The sequence below is a fragment of the Algoriphagus aquimarinus genome (genome assembly GCF_007997215.1).
GTDB classification, from domain to species: Bacteria; Bacteroidota; Bacteroidia; order Cytophagales; family Cyclobacteriaceae; genus Algoriphagus; species Algoriphagus aquimarinus_A.
In genome coordinates this window covers 106,037-129,426 of record NZ_VORW01000009.1, presented here as the reverse complement: position 1 = coordinate 129,426, position 23,390 = coordinate 106,037, and the positions used below count along the sequence as shown (strand labels likewise).

Here is a 23,390-nt window from a genome sequence, read left to right as displayed (position 1 = left end):
GATTAATGTGAATCTCGCTTTACTTCAGATCCTGAGCTACCTTGAAGGAAATCAAAATCGACTCCCTCATGCGCTTGGTTTACTTTGTCAAGGAAAAGATTGACATATCCACGCTCATAAGGCAGATTCAGTGGCTTGAATAGTGCTCTTCTCTTTTCAAATTCTTCATCCGAAATCATCAAATTCAATGTCCTCGCTGGTACATTTAGCTCAATCATATCTCCATTTTCCACAAAAGCCAATGGGCCTCCAATAGCTGATTCAGGAGAAACGTGAAGAATAACAGTTCCATATCCCGTTCCGCTCATTCTACCGTCGGAGATACGTACCATATCTTTAACACCTTTGGCAAGGAGCTTTTGTGGTAATCCCATATTACCAACTTCAGGCATTCCAGGATATCCTTTTGGTCCTACATTTTTCATGACCATCACGCAAGTTTCATCGATGTCCAATTCCGGAGTGTCAATTCTTGCCTTATAATCGTCAATATTTTCAAATACAACCGCACGACCAGTGTGAGTCAGTAAGCTTGGTGTAGCTGCTGAAGGCTTGATCACAGCACCATTTGGGCAAAGGTTGCCTTTCAGTACAGCGATACCAGAGTCTGGTTTGATAGGCTTATCGAAAGTCCCGATAAGGTTTCTATCATGGCATTGAGCTTTATTAAAATTCTCTCCGATAGGCTTGCCGTTTGCTGTGATGGCATCGAGATGTAAATGTTTTTCTATTTCTTTCATTACCGCAGGTAGACCTCCGGCATAAAATAAGTCTTCCACCCAGTGCTCTCCCGATGGCTGTACATTCGCAATCAGCGGGATCATGGAAGAGAATTTATCAAAATCAGTCAAGTCGATATCTACTCCAATTCTTTTGGCGATAGCAGTCAGGTGAAGTATAAAATTGGTAGAACCTCCTAACGCTGCATTGACCATAATGGAGTTTTCGAATGCTTTACGAGTTAGGATTTTGCTCATTTTCAAGTCTTCATTGACCATCTCTACGATTCGCATGCCTGTCATATGCGCCAGAACTTTACGTCTGGAATCAGCTGCAGGGATCGTGGCATTATCTGGTAGTGAAAGCCCTAGTGACTCGACCATGGCAGCCATTGTGGAGGCAGTTCCCATCGGTGCACATGAGCCTACCGAGCGAGACATGGCAGCCTCTACCTCTATCATATCGTCTTGGGTCATTTTACCAAGCTTGAATTCTTCTGCAAATCGCCAGATATCTGAGGTGCCGATTTTTTTTCCTCTATATCGGCCTACTAACATCGGACCACCCGAAAGAACTATCGCAGGGATATCCACGGATGCAGCTCCCATGACTAATGAAGGGGTGGTTTTGTCACAACCGCACATGAGGACTACGCCGTCCATTGGGTTTGCTCGGATACTTTCTTCCACATCCATACTTGCCAGATTTCGGAAAAGCATAGCTGTAGGTTTCATAGAGCATTCTCCTAAAGACATCACAGGGAATTCCAATGGAAATCCACCTGCCTCCCAGATTCCACGCTTTAGCGCTTCAGCTAGATCTCTAAAGTGAGCATTGCAAGGTGTGAGTTCTGACCAGGTATTGCAGATTCCAATTACGGGTTTATCTCCTTCAAAAAGATGGTGCGGAAATCCCTGGTTTTTCATCCAGGAGCGATATATAATTCCGTCTTTTCCAGTGCGTCCGTACCAATCTTGGCTCCGGAGTTTTTTCTTTGACATAATAGGTTGTTTTGGCTAATCGAGCCAGAATTTACCAAAAAATATGAGAAGGAAAGAAAGTCGCTTAGAATGAATGACAATTAATCACACAAAAGGTCGAGCACTTGTTTCAACGCCTCAATGTCTACTGTGAAATCTGATATGATGGAGTCTTTAGTATCTCCTTGATTTAAAGTGTAGTAATAGGCTAGATCAAGTGCATTTGCCAAATTAAAGTAGCATTGTGTGATAGAATCTCCTTGATTTCGAAGCTCCACAACTTTACTTCCGTTTGGTAAAAAAATCATGTTTGTAAGTGCCGCCCCATGAAGAGAAACGAAAATTTTGGTCTCAGACATCAAGCTAATTTGCTCTTGAAGGCTGAGATTTTCCGCATAAATCACTTCAAACCCATAGTAGGTCATCAATAATTCTACATCTACTTCATTGTGAGTTTTTCTCCTTGGAGCAAATTTTCTACTTATATACACCATTCGGAAGGGTTCTACTGATGGTGTTAGACGGAGCTTATTTCTGGTGTTCTGGACAAGCTCCTTATTAAAGTTTGGATAAGTAGCCGTCCTAGGGGTGAGTACCAAATTCTCTACCCAGAGGTTCTCATTTGATCGGTAGTAAATGGGGTTGATATTGAGTATTTCTAGACTTTGGGTGACATAGGGAAGATGCCTATAAGATTCATGTAAGATCACCCGATCAGAAATCCCAGTATCCAATCCAACCCAAAGTCTCGGCAGGCAGTCTGTTATCCAATGGAAATAATTCGCGCTCCATTCGTCTTTGATCCAAATGCCATGAGGGATCTTTTTCCATTTCTTCAAGGCGCAATGTACCACACGCTTTCCCAGTGGCAGAATTCCTAAGGGATGTATGTGCGTATGACTGGAATAAAAGCGCATGTGTGAAGGTGAGAAAACAGTGTCTTGAAGTAATGCAATATTATCAAGACGGAGTATGGGGTAAGTTTTAAAGTTTACCTCGTATGCACCTAGAAAAAGTTTTTCATCATCTATTCGAAGATTAGCAGGTGGTTTTCTTTTGACGTAGACTTCTTCGAACACGACTTAAAAATAGATGAATTTTTGAAAAAAAAGATAAATCCGGCACAGTGGCCGGATTTGATTAGGATATTCTTTCTATCTCTGCACCAAGTGCTCTCAGTCTATCATCAATGTTTTGATAGCCACGATCGATCTGCTCGATATTGTCGATGATGGAAGTGCCGCTGGCCGAAAGTGCTGCTATTAGCAATGCCACACCCGCGCGAATATCAGGAGATGTCATTCTGATTCCTCTTAGTTCTGTTTTTCTATCCAAACCGATTACGGTAGCTCTGTGCGGATCACAAAGAATGATCTGAGCACCCATTTCGATCAGTTTATCCACAAAGAATAAACGGGATTCAAACATTTTTTGGTGAACAAGTACAGTGCCTTTTGCCTGAGTAGCGGTGACCAAAATGATACTTAGCAAATCCGGTGTAAATCCTGGCCAGATCGCATCGGCAACAGTCAGGATAGAGCCGTCAATGAAAGTTTCGATTTCGTAATGTTTCTGTGCGGGAACGAAGATATCATCACCTCTGAATTCAAGTTGGATTCCCATTCTTCGAAAAGTATCAGGAATGATTCCAAGTCTAGGGATTTGACAGTCTTTGATGAGGATTTCTGATTGAGTCATGGCCGCTAGACCGATGAAAGATCCGATTTCGATCATATCCGGAAGCATCTTGTGCGTGGTGCCTCCAAGTTTTTTCACACCTTCGATAGTCAAAAGATTTGAGCCTACGCCAGATATTTTTGCACCCATACGGTTAAGCATGTCGCAAAGCTGCTGAAGGTAAGGCTCGCAAGCTGCGTTGTACACAGTCGTGGTGCCTTCTGCCATTGCAGCGGCCATCACGATATTTGCCGTTCCAGTTACTGATGCTTCATCCAGCAGCATGTAGCAACCTTTAAGATTTTTTCCATCGATGTGGAAAATCTCGTTTTTAGCGTCGTAGTTGAATTTGGCGCCTAGTTTTTGGAAACCTGTAAAGTGGGTGTCCATTCTTCTGCGACCAATTTTATCTCCTCCTGGCTTAGAAAGCTTGCCAGTTCCAAAACGTGCTAGTAAAGGGCCAAGAAGCATAACTGAGCCTCTTAGGGCTGATGCTTTTTTCAAATATTCTTCCGTTTCCATGAAGTCCAAATTGACTTCATCGGCTTGGAAAGTATAGGTCTCTGGACCTTGTTTGGTGACTTTCACCCCCATATCACTCAATAGCTCAATAAGCTTATTGACATCTACGATATTTGGGATTTTGGATATGGTGATTTTCTCCGATGTGAGGAGAACTGCGCAAAGAATCTGAAGTGCTTCGTTTTTTGCTCCCTGGGGAATTATCTCTCCTTTGAGTTTAATTCCACCATTGACCCGAAATGAACCCATTAATTTCTGCGTTTTTTGTTATGACCACCAGTGTTAGGACGACGCTTATTGCTGTGATTTTGTCGCTTATTTTTGTTGTTACTGTGCTCTTCCTGAAGAGGTGGTTTGAAATCACGGTGTGTGTTGGATTCAAACAAACCATTTTCTTTAACCTTCTCTAGGTCAATATGCAGTTTGCCTTTGGATAACGTCTTGATGTCGTCCAAGATTATAGCATCGTCAAAGTTTTCTCTGTTCCAAGTGGAGTGAAAGCTTCTCATCAGTTGACCGATGAAAATTATGGCGGCTTCCTGCTCTTCGTCATCATCCAGTAGGATGGCTCCTTCGATCAGTTTTTCGATGTTTCTACCGTAGTGCTTGAATCGTACTTCTCCTTTTGGATAGCCGATTGGAAGTGGTTTTTTACCCAGTAATTCCTTCTCAGGCATCGGGAAAGGTGCGTCCACTTCCAGTTTAAAGTCCGACATGATGTACAGGTCGTCCCAAATTTTTTGGTCGTTTTCCTGCTTCACGGTAGGATTCAATTGCTTGATGATTTCAATTACAGTATATGCGCTCTGCGTGCGCTTATCACGATCTTCAATCGCCGTGATATAATCAACGAGACGTTGAATGTTTTTGCCGTATTCTTTCAAAATGAGTTTTTGTTTGTCTGGTTCAAAGTGCTCCATAATGCATCCCTATTTTGCGCTAATTAAGGTAATGAAAAAATTACCAAAAGGCAGGGGAGCAGGTGATTAGTCTATAATTCTGAGCTTCGCAAAGCTAAGTAATAATGTTTTCTCACCAAAATGCTCGAATTGAATCGTTGCTTTTCGGTTAATTCCTTCTGTTTCAATCTTTTGAACTTTTCCAAAGCCGAACTTTGGATGCTCTACTAATTCCTCTGCTTTCAAATTGTTCGTATTGGAAGGTTTGAAATCAGGGCTAGGCGTATGGATTTTCATTGCCGTAGGCATCCTGGATTCCGGCTTCTTTTTGATTCCTATATATCCAGATGATTCCGAGGTTCCTGGTAATCCTTCTCTACGGAAAGCACCTGAAAGTTCTTTTGATGCCACCCGCTTGTTCACCTTGATGCAGTCAGGAGATACTTCTTCCAGAAATCTGCTGGGTTCACAATTTAGCAATCTTCCGTAACGATATCTAGTGAGTGCATATGTGAAATAAAGTTTATCCATCGCTCTAGTCGTGGCGACATAGAATAATCTACGTTCCTCTTCCAGATCTTCCCGGCTCTGCATCATCATCTGCGAAGGGAAAAGATCCTCTTCCAAGCCTACTACAAAAACCTGCTTAAATTCCAATCCTTTTGAGGAGTGAATGGTCATCAACGTAATGGCATCAGTCGCGTCTTTGTCCCGATCATTATCAGTAAGCAGGGCAATTTCCTGAAGGAAGGACCCTAAGCTTTTGTCCTCATTTTCTTCATTATCCACATATTCTTTGATCCCGTTGAGCAATTCCTGAACGTTTTCATAGCGGTTCAGCCCTTCTATGGTTTTGTCTTCATAGAGCTCGCGCAAAAGACCACTTTGCTTTGCGATGCTACTTGCTGCTTCGAAGGCATCCTTGCGTTCCACTTCGATCTTGAAGGCTTTGATCATCGTCGCGAAATCATCCAATTGACTGGCTGCTCTGCCTCCGATGAAGCTGTGCGCATTCTGTACTACTTCCCAAAGTTGCATGTCATGGTCAAATGCTGCGATCAAAATCTTGTCCACAGAAGTATCGCCAATTCCGCGCTTAGGATAATTGACAATGCGCTTGAAAGCTTCTTCGTCCACAGGATTCACAGTGAAGCGCATGTAAGCCATCAGGTCCTTGATTTCCTTTCTTTGGTAGAAAGAAAGTCCACCCACGATCTTATAAGTCAGGTTCAACTTGCGAAGGGCTTCCTCCATCGCTCTGGATTGCGAGTTGGTTCTATAGAGAATAGCGAAATCGCTGTTGTTCAATTTTTTTGTGTTTCTCTCTTCGAAAATAGTGGAGGCTACGATTCTGCCTTCTTCGCTGTCTGTACTCGCCTTGATGAGTTCGATCAGATCTCCGTCTCCATTCGAAGTCCAGACGTTTTTCTTGAGTTGTGCTTTATTTTTATCAATGATGGAATTTGCAGCATCTACGATAGTCTTGGTGGACCGGTAGTTTTGCTCCAGTTTCACCACGAAGAGATCAGGATAATCTTTCTCGAAATTCAGGATGTTTTGAATGTCAGCTCCACGGAATGCATAGATACTTTGCGCATCGTCACCTACCACGCAGATGTTTTGGTGAACAGCTGCAAGCTTTTTGGTGATCAGGTATTGGGAAAGATTCGTGTCCTGAAACTCGTCCACCATCACATATCGAAAGCGCTGCTGGTATTTATTCAGTACGTCGAGATGATCGCGGAATAGCACGTTGGTATTGAAAAGTAAATCATCAAAATCCATTGCGCCAGCTTTAAAAAGCCTGTCTTGATAGCGCTGGTAGATTTCACCCATTTTTGGTTTCATCGCAGCTTCATCATCGGCTTTCACATAGGGATCATCTTGGTAAACTTTCCAGGTGATGAGACGATTTTTGGCACCGGAAATTCGAGACAAAACGGCATTGGCTTTATACACTTTGTCATCCAGTCGCATTTCTTTCACAATGGTGCGGATCAGTGATTTGGAATCGTCGGAATCGTAAATGGTAAAATTGGAAGGGTAACCAATCTTCGGGGCTTCGACACGCAGGATTTTCGCAAACACAGAGTGAAACGTTCCCATCCATGTGTTTCTGGCTTCCAGACCAGCCAAGGTTTCGATCCTATGCCGCATTTCAGCCGCCGCCTTATTAGTAAAGGTCAGCGATAAAATATTGAAAGCATCTACACCTTTTTCATAAATCAGATGAGCGATGCGGTAGGTGAGCACACGGGTTTTGCCGGATCCGGCGCCAGCGATAATCATCACCGGTCCATCCGTATGTTCCACAGCCAGTCGCTGCTCTGGGTTTAAACTATCGAGGTATTCCATTGTTTATTTATATGCAAGACACTAGACTTAAGTAGTTAGTATCAAGATTTTAGATTCAAGAGCCAAGAATTTAAAATTAATGACTCAAGTGGTAAGCTATGAGAAACGGAATATTCTAATTAAAAAGATGAATTCGGTAAATCTTCCAATCCGCCACGGCGGACAAGTTCTTCCAATTTTTCAATCTTCCAATTCATAATTTATATTTTCCATCTTTTGTGACTCCAGAGATACAAGTCTGGCTGAAGTCTGATGTTGTCTTCAAGCATTTCGCAAAACTTATCGGTAATGCTATGCTCTAGGTGTTCATCAAATGGTGGTTCTGCCAATTTGATCATCTCGTAGCGATAATGCCCTCTTTTGATTTTGGTCATTTTGCCATAGATGACATGTAGGTTCATCTTTTTAGAAAGAAATTCAGCTCCCTCAAAAAAGACGGCAGGTCTATTTAAGAAGTCCCTTTTATATCTTTTTTCCGAACTCGGAGGTCGCTGATCCGAGCCAAGCAATACCACTCTTGGTGATTTTGCTAAGGTAAGCATGGTCCTCCGAAAAGCCTTTTTTTCTGTAACTATTCCGCCAAAATGTGTCCGAATAGTATTAATCAGGTTGTCAAAAAAAGGATTATTTACTTTAAGATAAACCGTTTCTACAGGAGCTTGAATGGTATGATTGATTCCTATCACTCCCATTTCCCAATTGAATAAATGCCCTGAAACTAGCAACGCGGAGGTTCCTGAAGAAACCGCTTCATCGAGAAGGTCTGTATTGATCATTTGAAATCGTTTCTCAAACTCTTTCTCGGAAATGGTGAGAAGTTTTATAGTCTCAGCAAATGAATCAGTGAAATTTCGGTAGAATTTATTCCTTATGCTCTTACATTCAGCATCTGATTTCTCAGGAAAGGCAAATTTAAGATTTTCCTCGATTACATCCTTTCTGTATTTGATCCCAAATCTGGCTACTAAATACAAGATATCAGATAGCAGGTATAAAATAGAGAGCGGAAGACGTGAAATAAGTCTTATTGCAAACATGGTAATCCGGGAAATTGCTGATGAGTTATGTTAAATCGAGCCCAAAATAAGAGAATTCAACTGAATTCTTCCCGGAATCCTATATTGGATTTACTTCTAACTTTTCATACCAGTAGAAATGGCAGTACATTTTCATTTCCAAATCTCATTGGATGGAATGCTGTATTTTCTAGCTTTTAGAGTTTCCAGCGTTTATGGCTCCAGAGATAGAGGTCAGGTTGCATTCGTATGTTTTTTTCCAGTCTTTTAGCAAACTCATCTGTAACGCTATGAGCAGCATGATCTTCGTAGGGAGGTCGGGCAAGTTCGGTGAATTCGAAGCGGTAATGACCTCGCTTTATTTTGGTCATTTGGCCGTAAAAAACAGGGAGATTCATTTTTTTGGACAGGACTTCTCCACCTTCAAAAAACAACGCAGGTCTATTCATAAACTCCCGTGTGTAGCGACTGTCCGACACAGGAGGTCTTTGATCCGCAGCCAAATGAACGATTCTTGGTGTGTTTCTCATCGTAATCATGCTACGTCTGAAGGCACTTTTCTCAGTCATTATCCCGCCAAAATGAGTTCTAATTGCCAGCATCAGCTTGTTGAAGAAAGGATTATTGAGTTTTAGGAATACCGTCTCAGCAGTCACTTGGGTATTTAGTGCAACTCCGAGGATTGCCATCTCCCAATTGAAAACATGGCCAGCCATCATCAGGGAGCTTTTACCATTTTTGACTGGATTGTCGACTAAATGCTGATTGACCACTTGAAATCGTTGCCTGAGTTCCTCTTCAGAAATCGTCAGCATTTTGATGGTCTCTGCGAAGAAAGCATCTGTGAAGTTTCGGTAAAACTTATTTCGAATTTGCTTTCTCTCTGCAGGAGTTTTCTCAGGAAAAGCATAAAGCAGGTTCTCATCGATTACTTTTTTTCTGTACCTAATCACATAGCACGCTAATAAATAGAGTATGTCAGAAAAAATGTAAAGTACTGATAAGGGAAGACTGGAGAGGATTTTAAGTGCAAACATCTCTTGAGTAAAGTAATCTAGTTGGTTTTTTTAAGAAGGTTTAGAACGCATTGTAAATCGGTTGCGTTCGAATTATTCTCATTTTCTAGTTATAAATTGACCCAATCATTACTTTTGGAGCTTATGTCGGAAGTTCAGCGCAGAAAATATTCTCAGGAAGAGAAAAATGCCATCTTCGATGGGGAGTTTATGCCACACATAGACTCAATGTACAATTTTGGCTACAGGCTCACCTTCGATGAAGATGATGCCAAAGATCTTGTGCAGGATACTTACCTGAAGGCCTATCGGTTTATCAACTCATTTGAGCAAGGCACGAATGCCAAAGCCTGGCTTTTCAGAATTCTGAAAAACAGCTTTATCAATGAGTACAGGAAGAAATCCAAGCAGCCCACGAAGGTAGATTATCAGGAAGTTGAAACTTATTACAACTCGGATGACGTTCACTACCAAAGTACTAGTGATCTCAGGGCTGAATCCGTTAAGGATATGCTCGGTGACGAGATCTCAAATGCACTCAATAGCTTGGCAGTGGACTTTCGTACAGTGATTATCTTGTGCGACTTGGAGGGATTCACCTATGAGGAGATGGCCAAGATACTGGATATCCCTATCGGGACAGTAAGATCCAGATTGCACCGCGCAAGAAATCTTTTGAAAGAGAAGCTTCAAGGATATGCCCAAAATATGGGCTATAATACGGATAACACGGACGAAGAAGAGGATTAATTTAGAATAATTACCCATGGAAATGAATGAAAACCCATCTGGAGATCGAAAGACACAATGCAGCGACGAGAGCAAATGCTTTGAGCTGCTAGAAAGTATTTTGGACGGAGAACTACAAGATTCTGGCAAAGAAGTCTTGAAGGAAAAACTAGCCAAGTGCCAACCGTGTTTTGAACATTACCACTTGGAACAAGCTATCCGAGATGTATTGAAAACAAAATGCACCAAACACGCTGTACCTACTGAATTGGCTGATTGTATCCGCCAGAAGATTCAGGATATTAAATAGTCATGACACAAGGTAAGGCCATTATTTTTTCTGCCCCATCGGGATCAGGCAAGACTTCTTTAGTGAAGCATTTGATCCAAAACATCCCAAATCTGGGGTTTTCTATTTCTGCCTGTACACGTGACAAGCGGGGGAGACATGAGGTTCATGGCAAAGACTACTACTTCCTTTCTCAGGAAGAATTCATTAAAAAAATAGACGAGGACGCATTTATAGAGTGGGAAGAAGTCTATGCCGGTAACTTCTACGGTACACTTAAAGAAGAAATCCAACGTATCTGGGATTCCGGAAAGGCTGTAATTTTCGACGTAGATGTGAAAGGTGGATTAGCCTTGAAAAAATACTTTGGAGAGCAGGCTTTGGCGATCTATGTGAAAGTACCGAGCTTGGAAGTGCTGGCAGCACGACTAAATGACCGAGGCACAGAATCCGAAGAGTCACTTTCCCGTCGCTTATTCAAAGCAGAGTTTGAATCTAAGTTTGAGCCACAGTTTGACGTCACGGTAGTCAATGACGAATTCTCAAAGTCCTCTGCAGAAGCTGAGTATTTGGTCAGCAAATTTTTAGCGCGATAGATTTTGAAAATCGGTCTATACTTCGGTTCCTTTAATCCCATACATATTGGTCATCTGATCATCGCTGACACGCTGCATGACCGTACTGATTTAGATCAGGTTTGGTTTGTGGTGAGTCCGCAGAATCCACTTAAAAAACGCCAGTCTTTGATTCATGAATTTGATAGACTGCGAATGGTTGAGCTGGCAATCGAGGATAATTATCAGTTTCGGGCTTCAGATGTGGAGTTCTCCATGCCCAAGCCAAGCTATACGATCGATACACTCGCTTACCTGACCTATCAATATCCACAGCATCAGTTTTGCTTATTTTTAGGTTCGGATAACCTGACTCAGCTGAAGCGCTGGAAGAACTACCAGACGATTCTGGACAACTATGAAATCTTCGTCTATCCCAGACCGGGCGATGCGACCACTTTTGAGCATCCGAATATCAAGCTGATCGACGCACCACTTTTAGATATCTCAGCAACTTTTATCCGCAAATCTATTCTTGCCGGTAAGTCTGTCAAATACCTACTTCCTGATGGGGTAGCAGACTATATCCGGGATAAGAAGCTGTATTTGTAAGTCGGTAATCATTTGATATCAAGTTATTTGCAATCCAAACCTATTTTTACGTTTTGTAAATAAATATCTAGGTATTTTCAAACTAATCCTTGCGATTAAAAAAAAAAATAGTAAACTTATACCGAAGTCTTAAGTGAGACCTGATTCCGGCCGGGATTTTTTAATCAATTAAAACTCTAAGTTTTATGAAAAAGTTATTATTTGGAATGGTCTTCTTTATGGGGACGATGATGTTTGCAAGTTTGAGAGTGCAAGCTTTAGAAGATGAGTGTAAAGATACAGTCGTAAGAGGAGAGGGAGGAATTATTACTGTTACCGTTTGTGACAGGAAGACAACTATTTGGGATACATTGAAAGGTGATAGTTGTACTAAACCTTCAACAGTGCCTTGTACTTTTACTAATGACGGAAACCCTCCTGTTTAACTGGATTAGGCATGTTAGTTTATGACATGCCTTTTTTAATTTTACTTTATTTGTTTTATGACAATGAAAAATTTGCCTTTCATAATTCTGACTTTAGTTCTTATTTCCTGTGGTCATAAGCAAAAGAGTAATACCAATAATACCATATCTATAAGGGATACATCCTTAACTGATGATTTAGAATTAAAAACAATTCAATTACTAAAACTACAACCTAACACCTTTGCTCAAATATCCAGTATTGATAAAGTCGTGTTTACTACTGATAGAATCTTCATTCTAGATAAAACGATCGGGAATGCCATCTTTATCTTTGACTTTGAAGGGAGTTTTGTCAATTATATTTATAGAGTAGGTGAGGGACCTGGAGAGTATGGGGAAATTGAAAATGTTTTTTGGAATTCGTTCACTAATGAGCTAATCCTAATTCCTATGGATTACAAAAAGAAGATTTTTTTTGATCGTAATGGTAATTTTCTGAATGAGGAATTTTATACTCAGGAGATTGTTTATGCAGACTTGGTTTTTTTAGAAAATGGCGAACTATTTGTCAATTACAGTTCATTAAATGCAGAGTCTAATGTAGCGCTATACCAAGATGGCTTACAAAAAATGGCGGCATTTCCGTTTGACCCATTGATGGATGATAATCCTCTGAATTACAGAAGTATAATTTCGAAGGTTGATGATAGCAATTATTTACTGACGCTGGGATTAAGAGATACCCTTTATTCGCTTAACATTGAGGATTATCAAATTCACCCCAAATATTTTCTGGATTTTGGTAATGAGTTATCATTTGAAGATTTTAACACGCAGCCCAATCCACTTAAATATTTCATGGAAAATGATATATATGTAGGAGTGATGGATCTTTTCCAGACTAAAGATTTTGTTTCTTTTACAACCTTAAACTTTGAAGGCCTTCACGGCAGAATCTATTCTAAAAGTGCCGGTAAAAGCTATTCAACCCAAGAACTTATCGAGCAGAAATTGGGGCAGCTTGGCTTCGAAGGGGTATTAGGAATCACGGTAAAAAATGAATTTGTTGCCGTTCTTTCATCAGGAGAAAGCGGTAAATGGGACTTTTCTTTAAACCCCTCGTTAGAAAAACAGTTTGCTGATTTTGGCCAGGTAGATAAGGAAGAATTAATCCTAATGATATTTGATTTGGAAGAGGATAAGTGATTTTTTGGCTGTTGACTTTTCATTCTCTATTGTTCAAATACCTTCTACCTGAAGGGGCATCAGATTATATCCGGGTTAAGAAGTTGTATTTGGAATGATGTATATCGGTGTTGAAAATCGCAGGTAATCCATCGACTGTTGTCGGCCAGGTTATTTCTCTGGCTGTACAGACTCGTACTTGAAATTAATGATTCTCATTTTATGCCTGAATATTTCCAAATCTCAGCCGATGCGCTGTTTTTCACGACCAAAATTTTATCATCACCTAACTTGCTGAATGCACGAACGTCTCCCTCCAACCTCAATCCATGCTGAGCATTTGGCCAAAAAGTAAACGTTCCATCACCTTTTCCAAGCATGATTTCTCCAAAACTTGCATCATATTTTCCTGTTTCCGGTTTGGATTGGGCTAGGTTTCCTCCAAGGATAAGATCCTGAATTCCATCCCCATTCAAATCCAAAATCTGAATCGCAAAAATCCAGGATTTCTGAGCCATTATTGGAAGTGGCTTCCATTCGAATTTTCCATTTCCCTTATTCAAAAGGACTCCGGACTGGAATTGGTTGACTTCTTGAATGATGGATTTGGCAATAATATCAGCAGGAAAAATATCCTCAAGAGTCTGATTATTGTAATTGCTGTATCTCATGTACTTTTTCTTAATGCTCGGAATCTGTCTTTCGAGTTCGTGCTTCAGCGTGTAAGGGATATGAACTGTTCCTTCCTGCCGCGTGAAAATATGCTCTATAGCACCGTTTTGGTCAAAATCATTCAAGTACATTTTGACAGGATTCGTTTGGGAAGCTTTAAATCTTGTATTCAATCCATGATTTCCCAGGACCAAATCAGGCAATCCATTTCCATCAAAATCTCCAACTTCAACAGTTCGGTACCAACCCTTAAGATTTTCCAATTCAGGCATTGCAACTTTTTCAAGTTTACCACCTGTATTTTTTAAGAAAATCGGTGCTGTCCACTCGCCAACAAGGACCAAATCCTGCTTCCCGTCCCCATCATAGTCAACCACTTTTCCATCGGTGATCATCCCGATCTCTTTAAGACTTGGCGCCAGCGCCGCAGTTTGATCAGAGAAATTGCCTTTTCCGTCATTGATAAAAATGCTACTGTTCGCTGCTGCCCCATAAACGAACGGAACCAATCTGCCACCGATAAATAAATCCGGGGCGCCATCTTCATTCAAATCAATGATCTGCACAACTGAGCTACTACCGACATTAACCGCAAAACCCATTTGCTGGGTGATAGTAAAATTCCCTTTGCCATCATTGAGGTAGAGGCGATCGATGAGATCAGGAGATCCTAGACCGAATTCATTGCCCCCGGAGCATACCAATAAATCCTGAAATCCGTCACCGTTGGCATCGAAGAAGGTGGCATCTGTGTCTTCAGAAAATGCGTCCTTGTTGAATGCTTCTTGTTTTGAAACTTGGAAATTGCCATTTGGACTTTGGAAATAGATTTTCCCAGCATATCCTTTGGCTCCGCCAAAAAACAAATCCTCTAACCCGTCGCCATTCAAATCTGCTTTTGCGAAAGCAGGGCCTTCTGTCGAAAACATATGATAAGTCAATCGATCCCGGTCAAAATCCACGGCAAGATTTTCCAAATGGGTGAAATCCAGTGAGGCAGAGTTTTCTTTCTGAAAGAAGGATGATTCAGGTTTGGAAAAGAAACTCTCGCCTTCAGGCAAGGTGCTGGCTGCTTCCCATTTCAAAGTCAATAATTGATCAGTTGGTTGATTTTTTATTTCTGTAAAACTTCCATCAGGCCATAGTACCCGAATCAGATCTACGGAGGTTTTATCTCCCAATCCAAGCGTAAGTTTAGGATCGACGGAGGATTGAAAACCACGGTTTGGCATTTGTTCCAGATAGTAGATTTCTTCACCTGCTTTTACCTGAATCTGGGTTCCGATTGCGGCTGTATTTTTTCCTTTTCCGATTAAATTAAATTGGAGGAAATGATTGTCCGGATAAAATGTTTTTCCTGCATTTTTGAAAATCTGGGCCGGCTTGTTCACGTTATTCACTACGAGATCCAGCGTACCGTCATTATTCAGGTCACCGTAGGCGGAACCGTTAGAATGGATTGGTTCGTTTAATCCCCATTCCGCAGTTACATTTTCAAATTTCAGATCTCCAAGATTTCGGAAGGCAAAGTTTGAAATAGGATTGATAGGTATCGGATCAGTAAGCGCTTTGTAGTCTACGCCTTCCTGAGAGATGATTTTGATCTTAGTTTCCTCATCGTAGATGAAATTGAGGTAATCCAGATCCGTAATATCCTGATAAATCCCATTGGCTACGAATAGGTCGCGCTTGCCATCATTATCCATGTCAAAAATCAAGGCCCCCCAGCTCCAGTCTGTGGCTTCCATATTCGCAAGGCGTCCCATTTCGCTAAATGTTCCATCTCCATTGTTGATATGGAGCATGTTTCGAGAGAATTGGTAATGATAGCCATGAGTTTTATTGAACTGGAATTTGTCCCAGCTTTCGAAAGTAGTGACTTGTTTCAAACGGGTTTGAGATTCAGGAATCATATCCGTCACGAAAATATCCAGCAATCCGTCTCCATTGATGTCAGCGATGTCGGCTCCCATTGATGCCGCTGAAATGGATCGCATGGAAGTCTCCAGAGATTCGGTGAACGTCCCGTCTTGATTGTTGATGTAGAGATAGTCGCGTTCAAAGAAGTCATTGGAAATAAAAATGTCAGGCCAGGTATCCTGGTTTACATCTCCAATTGTAATACCTAATCCAAAACCTATGATTGAGCCATAAATCCCCGCTTCTTCACTCACGTCGGTGAACTTCTCTCCATCATTTCGGAAGAGTTTGTCGCCACCCACAGGATCTCGTTTTGGACGCTCATTTTGCATTTTATTGAAGCTACCAATTGCTTCGTAGCTATTGTTCAGGAGATAAACATCGAGATCTCCGTCCTTATCATAATCAAAAAATACAGCATGTGTGGAAAATCCCTGATCAGCTAACCCGTATTCTTCTGCCTGTTCTTTAAAAGTACCGTCACCCTGGTTGAGAAAAAGCTCATTTTGCTTGTTGTCTCCCAATATACTCCCCGAGTTGCAAACGTAAATATCCAAAAACCCGTCACCGTTGATATCCGCCATCGCTGCACCAGTACTCCAGGCTCTTGTTCCAGCTACTCCAGCTTTGTCTGTTACATTTTCAAATTTGAAATCACCTTTGTTTAGGTAGAGTTGGTTTGGGCCAAGATTGGCAGTGAAATAGAGGTCCAGAAGGCCGTCATTGTTTACATCACCCAATGCCACGCCACCACCGTTGTAGTAATTACGGTAGGTGAAAATGTTGAACTTATCGTCGAATGAAAGTTCATTAATAAAGTCAACGCCTGAATCTTTTGGAGCGATTTGTTCAAATAAAGTTGGAATTTCCCCCTTCTTCTGACAAGAGAGGGATACCGCTAAAAGTAAAAGGATTAGGAGTTTATGTTTCATGAAAGAATTAAAATAAGCAGAAAGTTATTGAATCTTAAATACAAGAGGCTTTTCATTATTTCTCAATGTGATAATATGAGGTTCTTTTTCGATTTTTATTGAGAGGATACCTCTGATTTCACCAGGGACAAACAGTCCGCTTTGTTCTGGAAGAAGTGATTTCCATTGGTTTTTTTGGCTTGGTTTCAGTACCCATCCATAGCTTCCCATTTGTCCTCCGAGTTCGGGTTTAATGCGACTTTGATTCCCTCCAAAGAGTAGAGTTGCAGCACCTGATTCGGAAGGAAGCGCATAAATTGCAAAGATCGGAGAGGCTTGAATTTCATTTGGTAACGGGCTTTTAGATAGCTTCCCATTTCCTTCATTTATCCAAAGCGATGTTTCCAGTAAATCAGCCTGCAGAAGTAGTGATTTTGACATAACTGACTCAGGAAATAGCTCCTCTAAGGACTTGTTTTGATAGGAGGAATACGTCAGTAATTGCTTTCGTAATGAGGGGATTTGCTTAACCAGACTGGTTTTAAGTACCCATGGAATGGAGCTTGTTCCGTCATATGAAACCAGGATGTCATCCAAAGTGCCATTTTGATCAAAGTCATTGATGACCATTCGGAGTTTGGATTTTTCAGATGATTTTAGTCTTGAATTCAATCCCCAATTTCCTGCCAGAATATCTGGTTTGCCATCGCCATTAATATCTTCAACCAAAAGGCAATTCCAAAGCCCTCTAGTCTCCGTGAATCCGAATTCGGATGTTTTTTCGATAATTTCATCTTTCGAAAGGGTGAAAATCCGAATCGACATCCATTCACCTGCTACGATAAGTTCTTGTTTCCCATCCTCGTCCAAATCAGCAATTGCTCCAGAAGTGAGCATGCCCAGTGACTGAATTGCTTCCCCGAATTTTGAAGAAATATTCAGAAAGTTACCCTTACCATCATTTTCCCAAACTTGAATGCCGGTTGGGATACCATAGGCAAACGGGATGCTCCTTGATCCAATAATCAAATCTTCGTCACCATCCTGATCGAGGTCAGTGCTGAGGATAAAGGAAGTTGGTAGAGAAGAGAAGATCTGATCACTTTTTACAAAATTGCCTTTGCCGTCATTCAGATAGAGTCTGTCTTGATAAAGTGGTGAATTGGCACCGTACTCAACACTACCGCTTCCTACCAGTACATCCGGTGCATTGTCTCCATTGGCATCAAAAAAGTATGCAATCACGTCTTCCGCCAAGCTATCTTTTTGGAACAGCGCTGCTTGAGAGTTTCTGAATTTTCCTCCGTTTTCCTGAATCAAGAGACTTGATGATTGGCCTTTGGCTCCTGGTATAAACAAGTCCTCCAAACCATCCTGGTTGACGTCTGCTTTTGCCGGTTTTGGACCTTCATTGGTGATCATCCAGAACCGAAGTCGGTCTCTATCAAAATCTACGAAATCACTTTCGTAATGGGTAAAGGGAATTTCCTTGTCAGAAAGAGAAAGAAGAGTGTTTGGAGTCGTAAAATTTTCCTCTAAAAGAATTGCATCTACCTGGTCTGGATTCAGGATTTGGTTGACTGCTATATTTTTGAGTAAGCTAGTTTTCCCATTTGGCCATTGGATTTTGACCGAGTCCAGCTGTGTGATTTTTCCTAATCCAAAATGTAATCTCGGATCTACTGAAGACATGTAGCCTTTTACCGGTTGAAACTCTTGATAAAAGGTATTTGAGTCTGCAAAGCAAGTAACCTGTGCTCCAAATGCATCCCCCAAATCAACTTGAAGGTAATTACCTGATCCATTTTCACGACTTGTGTTTTTATAGATAAAAGCACGCTCATTCAGGTTATTGACCACCAAATCCAAGTCACCGTCATTATCAAGGTCTCCATAGGCAGAACCTGTGCTGAAGGTGAGCTGATCCAAGCCTTGTGTCGCTGCCTGATTTTCAAATTGCCAATTTCCCAAATTCTTGAACCAGTAGTTCTGCTGAGGAATCGAAGGGAAGGCATCAATCATTTTGGTGAGGAGAATTGAATCCGCTCTGTAGCCATCCACTTTCTTCTGATTATTCACGTAAAAGTCGACGAAGTCAAAATCTGTCAAATCCTTAACTATCCCATTTGCGACAAAAACATCTTTCCATCCGTCATTGTCTGCATCAAAAATCAACGCACCCCAGCTCCAGTCAGTTGCATCCATTCCGGTTTGGCGGGACATTTCAGTGAAAACCGGTTCCTTGGTTCCGGGCTTGAATCCCAGGTTTCTTTGAAGTGTATTTCGTGTGAATTGATGATGATATCCGGCTTTTACACTTGCCTGATACTTGTCCCATTCTTCGAAAGGAGTTTTGGTTTTTACCCTGGCCATGTCTGCTGGAAGCATCTCGGTCACAAAAATATCCGGACGTGTGTCATTGTCCAGATCGGCGATGTCGGCACCCATGGAGCCCATGCTTATTTCGTTCAGTGTTTCAGGCAAAACTTCAGAGAAAGTGCCATCCTGATTGTTCAGGTAGAGATAATCACGCTCAAAAAAATCATTCGAAACGTAAAGATCTGGCCAGGTATCCTGATTGAGATCTGCGACAGTCACGCCCAGACCATAACCTATAGCACTACCATAGATCCCAGCGGATTCACTTACATCTGTGAAAATTGTACTGTCATTTCGAAATAGTTTATTTCCACCATCTGGATCACGGGTTTCACGTTGGCCTTCGCGAAGGTCAAATATTCCGACCGATCGTCCGGAATTAGCCAGGAGATAGAGATCCAGATCTCCGTCTTTGTCAAAATCCAAAAACACGGCATGCTGCGACAGCTTTTCCTCTGCCAGCCCATATTCTTTGGATCGTTCTGAAAAAGTAAGGTCTCCTTGATTGATAAAGAGTTCATTGTGGCGCTTTTCTCCACCTTTTGGTCCAGATTTACTTACATAAATATCGAGTAAACCATCTCCATTGACATCTGCCATACTTACTCCTGTGGACCAATAGCCGGTAGATTCTAAGCCGGCGGATTGAGTAATATCTTTGAATTTCAGGTTTCCCTGATTGAGATATAATCGGTTGGAAGTTTGGTTGCCTGCAAAAAGAATGTCTAATAACCCATCGTTGTTGATATCCCCTAGCGCCACTCCGGCGCCATTATAAAAGTTTCTAAATGTGTAAGGGTTGATTTTTTCGGAGTAAGCGAGGTCATTCCGGAAGCTTACTCCTGTCAGATCCTCCGAGAGAAGTTCGAAAAGAGAATCAGGAATCTTTTCCTCCTTCTGGCAGGAAGAAAATAAAAGAACTATCGGCAGGATGTAATTCCTGATTTTCATCTATGCATCAAGAATTTTATTGTGAGCATTAGTATTAACATGGGTTTTGTTTCAAGTTAGGGTTAGCATTGATTTGTTGCAATGGAATGGGGAATAAAACGCTGAAAGGTCACAAACCTACTTTTTCTCGCTTCGCTGCTCCATTTTCCAATACGGCTTTTGTCAGTTCTTCTTTATGCTTCAGTATCCATTACACGTGATATTTTTTTTCAAGATCGATTGACTTAAATTTCTAACAGATCCTTCAGAAATATCCCATCATCTCACTTTATAAACTTCCAGTTCACCATCATTTTTTAGAAACAAGACCCATTTCTGATTGTCAACTTCCATTACTTTGATCTGGCGAACATTCCCCTTGATTAATAGTCCAGAATCGATCATGGGAATGAAATTTCCGGATCCATCTCCCCTTAAAACTAATCCTTGACTTCCCAGAAAAGCACCTAAATAGGGAGAAACCTCAGTTTTATTTCCTCCGAGGATGAGATCGAAATTCCCATCCCCGTCCAAGTCATCTATGGCAATAGCTTCCAGAGAGGAAAAATCAGCCTGTATGGGCAAGTGTTTCTTCGAAAAACCATTTCCCTTTTGATTAATCAAGACCAGGGACTGTAATTGATGTGCTTCATAAAGTGCAGCCTTTTCCAGCCTTAAGTTATTAAATAACTCACCAATAGTTTTTCCGGCAAAGTCCCTGTGGCTGAGCAGGTCCTTTTTCATTATTGGAATCTGCCTGACCAGTTCATCTCTTGTCGCAACCGGGTAATAGTTGCCTTGTCGGGAATAGGCAATAACCTGCTCCAGGCTTCCGTTTCCATCAAAATCCTTAACATACATTTTCAGGGGAAATTCTTCTGTGGCTTTCAGCCTGCTGTTCAATCCCAGATTTCCCGCCACCAGATCCGGGAATCCATCTCCATTTAGATCCTCCACGGCTAGGGAATTCCACCAACCAGAAGTTTTTGCCAGACCCATTTTTTCTGTTTCGTTGACTAGGCGCCCCTCTCTGTTCATAAAAACAGTTATAGGCATCCAATCCCCCACGATAACCAGATCCAGCTTGCCGTTTTGATCCAAATCCACCCAGGCGGCATCAGTGACCATACCGATGAATTCCAACTCCGGAGCAATCCTTGCTGTTATATCTTCAAACTCATTTCCTCCTTTATTTCTTAAAATATAACTCCGCGGGATCAGCCCGTATTTCCCAGCGACGTTCCTACCTGCAATAACTAAATCCTGTAAACCGTCGCCGTCAATATCTGCTGGCAGTACCATAGAGACTTGAATGTCCGCATCAATGGATAGCTGCTGTTTTTTTGAAAAACCGGCAGCCCCTTCATTTGTAAAAAGGGTGTTGTTTCCTTCTCTCCGGGCATCCGGCGTTTCTCCTCCTTTGAGCACCAAAAGGTCTGGTTTTCCTGTTTGTTCATTTGCCAAGAAAACGGCAAAAACTTCATCCTGATTCAATTTTTCTTCTCCAATAAAAAGGGATGAATTCTTGAACTTCCCATCTTTGGTTTGGACAAAAAGAGCTCCCTTTTGACCTTTTGCCCCTCCAAGATAAATGTCCATGTACCCATCTGCATTTGCATCGCCCACAGCCATGGCAGGTCCGCTATGGGAAAGCTTGAAAGGAATTAAGGGTTGATGATTGAAATCATTATACTCATCTTCCATATGGAAAAATTCCAGCCCTGTGATTTCATAAGGAAGTTTTTTCAAAAGTGGAGTTCTCTTAGTCTCGATTGGGAGGGGAGGGGACTGCGCGTCGATTTCCCTGAAAATCATACTTCTGTTCACTTCCACCTTCTTCAAAGTCTGGCTTCCACCGCCGGGCCAGGTAACTTTCAAGGAATCCAAAAATTGTATATCACCCAGTCCCAAATGGATCTCGGGAGCCACGGATGACTGAAACCCCCTGGCGGTAAAATTTTCCTGGATGAGAGTTTGGTCTTTACTAAATGCTTCCACTCGGGCACCAATGCCAAATTTATTGTTTCTGGCACCTTCAAACCGGAGTTTTAAAAATGTGGTTTTATCCTTACCTGATATTTTGTTGAGTTGATTTTCAAAAACACTAGCCTGAGCATTCAGGTTATTGACCACCAGATCTAGGTCCCCGTCATTATCTAGGTCGGCGTAGACAGCTCCATTGGAAGCAGTTGCCTTGGAAATACCCCAGTCTGCACTCATGTCCTGAAAGGAAAGATTTCCGGTGTTTTTGTAGATGTAATTTGAGACCTTCCCTGAAGGCATTTTTTGGGCCAAATCCAGGTTACTGATTTCCGGCTTTTTCACCATGCCATCCTCTAGTTCCGGATTAGTGATGAAGTTAATGTAATCCATGTCGTTGGGGCGCCTCAAAATACCGTTGGAGATAAAGAGGTCCTTCCATCCGTCGTTGTCAAAATCTGCAAACAAGGGAGCCCAACTCCAATCGGTGGCAGAAATACCGGCCAGTTGTGCGATTTCTGAAAAAGTCCCATTTCCGTTATTCAGCTGCAGGGTATTTCTGCTCACTTGCCGGCCATATCCAAAATTCAGTTTCAACCGGTAGATTTCATAACTGTCCTCTCCCGCAGAGCGTTTTTGTGTGATCTCATCCTCCGGAAGCATATCAAGACTTAAGATATCTATCCAACCATCGTTGTTGATATCCGCCAAATCATTGCCCATAGAAAACCGGCTGGAATGCGTTATACTCTCTGAACCAGATTCCATAAAGGCTCCATTTCCCAGGTTCAGATAGAGGTAATCATTTTCATTAAAATCGTTGGAAACATAGATATCCGGCCAACCATCTTTGTTGATATCAGAAATCCCAACTCCCAAGCCATAACCAATTTGGGAAGAAAAAATCCTGGCCTCATTGGTGACTGGGGTAAATTTTTTTTCATCCTTATCTGCGTTGTTGCGGTAAAGGCGATCTCCTGAAGGACCACTGTCTATGTATCTCAAAGATGCCCTGCCATAACTATTGGCTGTGTGCACCGCATGATTGAGAAGATACATATCCAGATCTCCGTCCAGATCGTAGTCAAAGAATGCCCCCTGCGTACTAAATCCCTGAAAGTCAAGACCAAATTCCGCAGCGTTTTCGGTAAAGGTCAGGTCTCCATTATTGAGATAAAGCTCATTTTTACCTTTTACCCCTTTCCAGTCTCCCAGTCTACAGACATAGATATCCAAAAGACCGTCTCCATCGATATCTGCCATGCTCACTCCTGTTTTCCAGGCTCCGGCAGAAGCTAGGCCGCTCTGTGCAGTAATATCTTCAAAAACCAGATTTCCTTTATTCAAAAAAAGCTTATTGGGAAGCTGGTTGGCAGAAAAGTATAAATCCAGAAGTCCGTCATTATTGACATCCCCCACCGCTATTCCCCCACCATTGTAGAAATACAGGTATTCAATGATGTTGAATTCCTCCGTCTCTGTCAGTTGGTTGGTGAAATCAATACCTGTTATATTGGAATCCAACTCTACAAATAAATATTCTGACCCGGACTTACCTTCCTCATTACAGGAAGAAAAAATCAAAAAGGAAAAGATAAGGGCCAAAAGACAGGCATTCTTCATCAGGTATTCAATGT

At 41.7% G+C, this 23,390-nt stretch carries 16 protein-coding genes; 6 read left to right on the top strand and 10 right to left on the bottom strand.

Annotated elements, in window-relative coordinates:
• Nucleotides 1-2: 2 nt before the first annotated feature.
• The 7 genes from ESV85_RS14035 to ESV85_RS14005 all read right to left on the bottom strand — a co-directional run bounded on the left by ESV85_RS14035 (nt 3) and on the right by ESV85_RS14005 (nt 9,206).
• Complete coding sequence (locus ESV85_RS14035; protein WP_146918593.1) at nt 3-1,721, bottom strand: IlvD/Edd family dehydratase; 1,719 nt, start codon at nt 1,719-1,721, stop codon at nt 3-5.
• 80 nt (nt 1,722-1,801) lie between these two features.
• Nucleotides 1,802-2,779, bottom strand: a complete 978-nt coding sequence (locus ESV85_RS14030; protein WP_146918591.1) for a glycosyltransferase family 61 protein — start codon at nt 2,777-2,779, stop codon at nt 1,802-1,804.
• 61 nt (nt 2,780-2,840) lie between these two features.
• Nucleotides 2,841-4,148 (bottom strand): UDP-N-acetylglucosamine 1-carboxyvinyltransferase, encoded by a 1,308-nt coding sequence (gene murA / locus ESV85_RS14025; RefSeq protein ID WP_146918589.1) that lies wholly within the window; start codon nt 4,146-4,148, stop codon nt 2,841-2,843.
• The gene (locus ESV85_RS14020) at nt 4,148-4,819 is read right to left on the bottom strand and encodes a DUF4290 domain-containing protein (protein WP_146918588.1); all 672 of its coding nucleotides are present in this window, start codon (nt 4,817-4,819) and stop codon (nt 4,148-4,150) included. The genes murA and ESV85_RS14020 overlap by 1 nt, the downstream gene beginning before the upstream one ends.
• 66 nt (nt 4,820-4,885) lie before the next feature.
• Nucleotides 4,886-7,153 (bottom strand): ATP-dependent helicase, encoded by a 2,268-nt coding sequence (locus tag ESV85_RS14015; protein WP_146918586.1) that lies wholly within the window; start codon nt 7,151-7,153, stop codon nt 4,886-4,888.
• A gap of 200 nt (nt 7,154-7,353) precedes the next feature.
• Nucleotides 7,354-8,190 (bottom strand): lysophospholipid acyltransferase family protein, encoded by an 837-nt coding sequence (locus tag ESV85_RS14010; RefSeq protein ID WP_146918584.1) that lies wholly within the window; start codon nt 8,188-8,190, stop codon nt 7,354-7,356.
• A 176-nt stretch (nt 8,191-8,366) separates the two neighbouring features.
• Nucleotides 8,367-9,206, bottom strand: a complete 840-nt coding sequence (locus tag ESV85_RS14005; protein WP_146918582.1) for a lysophospholipid acyltransferase family protein — start codon at nt 9,204-9,206, stop codon at nt 8,367-8,369.
• Between the two features lie 123 nt (nt 9,207-9,329).
• Between ESV85_RS14005 and ESV85_RS14000 the strand changes: the two genes are divergently transcribed.
• The 6 genes from ESV85_RS14000 to ESV85_RS13975 all read left to right on the top strand — a co-directional run bounded on the left by ESV85_RS14000 (nt 9,330) and on the right by ESV85_RS13975 (nt 12,982).
• A complete protein-coding gene (locus ESV85_RS14000) occupies nt 9,330-9,935 on the top strand; it encodes a sigma-70 family RNA polymerase sigma factor (RefSeq protein ID WP_146918581.1) in 606 nt (201 codons plus the stop codon).
• 16 nt (nt 9,936-9,951) lie between these two features.
• Entirely contained in the window at nt 9,952-10,224 is a 273-nt protein-coding gene (locus ESV85_RS13995; RefSeq protein ID WP_146918579.1) for a mycothiol system anti-sigma-R factor, read from the top strand.
• A 2-nt stretch (nt 10,225-10,226) separates the two neighbouring features.
• Nucleotides 10,227-10,799, top strand: a complete 573-nt coding sequence (gene gmk / locus ESV85_RS13990; RefSeq protein ID WP_146918577.1) for a guanylate kinase — start codon at nt 10,227-10,229, stop codon at nt 10,797-10,799.
• A gap of 3 nt (nt 10,800-10,802) precedes the next feature.
• Nucleotides 10,803-11,369: a nicotinate (nicotinamide) nucleotide adenylyltransferase gene (nadD, locus tag ESV85_RS13985; protein ID WP_146918575.1), complete on the top strand. Its 567-nt coding sequence runs from the start codon at nt 10,803-10,805 to the stop codon at nt 11,367-11,369.
• Between the two features lie 185 nt (nt 11,370-11,554).
• On the top strand, nt 11,555-11,794 hold the full coding sequence (locus tag ESV85_RS13980) for a hypothetical protein (RefSeq protein ID WP_146918573.1): 240 nt from the start codon (nt 11,555-11,557) through the stop codon (nt 11,792-11,794).
• Between the two features lie 57 nt (nt 11,795-11,851).
• Nucleotides 11,852-12,982 (top strand): 6-bladed beta-propeller, encoded by a 1,131-nt coding sequence (locus tag ESV85_RS13975; RefSeq protein ID WP_146918572.1) that lies wholly within the window; start codon nt 11,852-11,854, stop codon nt 12,980-12,982.
• Between the two features lie 194 nt (nt 12,983-13,176).
• Here ESV85_RS13975 and ESV85_RS13970 read toward each other — a convergent pair whose 3' ends face one another.
• The 3 genes from ESV85_RS13970 to ESV85_RS13955 form a co-directional block, all read right to left on the bottom strand.
• Nucleotides 13,177-16,485 (bottom strand): VCBS repeat-containing protein, encoded by a 3,309-nt coding sequence (locus ESV85_RS13970; RefSeq protein WP_146918570.1) that lies wholly within the window; start codon nt 16,483-16,485, stop codon nt 13,177-13,179.
• Nucleotides 16,486-16,509: 24 nt separating this feature from the next.
• Nucleotides 16,510-19,794: a VCBS repeat-containing protein gene (locus ESV85_RS13965; RefSeq protein WP_146918568.1), complete on the bottom strand. Its 3,285-nt coding sequence runs from the start codon at nt 19,792-19,794 to the stop codon at nt 16,510-16,512.
• 258 nt (nt 19,795-20,052) lie between these two features.
• A complete protein-coding gene (locus tag ESV85_RS13955) occupies nt 20,053-23,376 on the bottom strand; it encodes a VCBS repeat-containing protein (RefSeq protein WP_146918566.1) in 3,324 nt (1,107 codons plus the stop codon).
• Nucleotides 23,377-23,390: the final 14 nt, after the last annotated feature.

What these genes read in the sequence shown, in the direction of transcription:
- ESV85_RS14035 (WP_146918593.1), bottom strand. Translation starts at nt 1,721, where the DNA reads ATGTCAAAGAAAAAACTCCGGAGCCAAGATTGGTACGGACGCACTGGA.
- murA (WP_146918589.1), bottom strand. Translation starts at nt 4,148, where the DNA reads ATGGGTTCATTTCGGGTCAATGGTGGAATTAAACTCAAAGGAGAGATA.
- ESV85_RS14020 (WP_146918588.1), bottom strand. Translation starts at nt 4,819, where the DNA reads ATGGAGCACTTTGAACCAGACAAACAAAAACTCATTTTGAAAGAATAC.
- ESV85_RS14015 (WP_146918586.1), bottom strand. Translation starts at nt 7,153, where the DNA reads ATGGAATACCTCGATAGTTTAAACCCAGAGCAGCGACTGGCTGTGGAA.
- ESV85_RS14010 (WP_146918584.1), bottom strand. Translation starts at nt 8,190, where the DNA reads ATGTTTGCAATAAGACTTATTTCACGTCTTCCGCTCTCTATTTTATAC.
- ESV85_RS14005 (WP_146918582.1), bottom strand. Translation starts at nt 9,206, where the DNA reads ATGTTTGCACTTAAAATCCTCTCCAGTCTTCCCTTATCAGTACTTTAC.
- ESV85_RS14000 (WP_146918581.1), top strand. Translation starts at nt 9,330, where the DNA reads ATGTCGGAAGTTCAGCGCAGAAAATATTCTCAGGAAGAGAAAAATGCC.
- ESV85_RS13995 (WP_146918579.1), top strand. Translation starts at nt 9,952, where the DNA reads ATGGAAATGAATGAAAACCCATCTGGAGATCGAAAGACACAATGCAGC.
- gmk (WP_146918577.1), top strand. Translation starts at nt 10,227, where the DNA reads ATGACACAAGGTAAGGCCATTATTTTTTCTGCCCCATCGGGATCAGGC.
- ESV85_RS13980 (WP_146918573.1), top strand. Translation starts at nt 11,555, where the DNA reads ATGAAAAAGTTATTATTTGGAATGGTCTTCTTTATGGGGACGATGATG.
- ESV85_RS13975 (WP_146918572.1), top strand. Translation starts at nt 11,852, where the DNA reads ATGACAATGAAAAATTTGCCTTTCATAATTCTGACTTTAGTTCTTATT.
- ESV85_RS13970 (WP_146918570.1), bottom strand. Translation starts at nt 16,485, where the DNA reads ATGAAACATAAACTCCTAATCCTTTTACTTTTAGCGGTATCCCTCTCT.
- ESV85_RS13965 (WP_146918568.1), bottom strand. Translation starts at nt 19,794, where the DNA reads ATGAAAATCAGGAATTACATCCTGCCGATAGTTCTTTTATTTTCTTCC.
- ESV85_RS13955 (WP_146918566.1), bottom strand. Translation starts at nt 23,376, where the DNA reads ATGAAGAATGCCTGTCTTTTGGCCCTTATCTTTTCCTTTTTGATTTTT.